The 273-nt window shown below is 37.0% G+C and carries 1 protein-coding gene; it reads left to right on the plus strand.

The window, feature by feature from the left end; genetic code table 11:
- Positions 1-56: 56 nt before the first annotated feature.
- A partial coding sequence (locus R0K30_RS21940; RefSeq protein WP_410612949.1) for a hypothetical protein occupies positions 57-273 on the plus strand: 217 nt, incomplete at its 3' end.

Here is a 273-nt window from a genome sequence, read left to right on the forward strand (position 1 = left end):
GTTACATGAAACCTAAGCAGGGGAGAAATAGAACTAAAAATAAAGTTATACAGTTGATGAATCAAGAGTTACACCCATTAGGAGAAACTCTAGATGTATCTGGTGAACATTATAAAGCTCATTTATTAACTTCTTTTAGTTTAGATACTGTAACGCCTTTATCTAAGCCTTTTCTGCTTTTAGCTGGTATATCAGGAACAGGTAAAACTCGCTTTGTCAGAGAGCAGGCGAAGCTAACAGGCTCCTTAGCTGAGACTTACTGCTTAACATCTG

The sequence above is a fragment of the Bacillus sp. SIMBA_154 genome (assembly GCF_046536015.1).
GTDB classification, from domain to species: Bacteria; Bacillota; Bacilli; order Bacillales; family Bacillaceae; genus Bacillus; species Bacillus pumilus_P.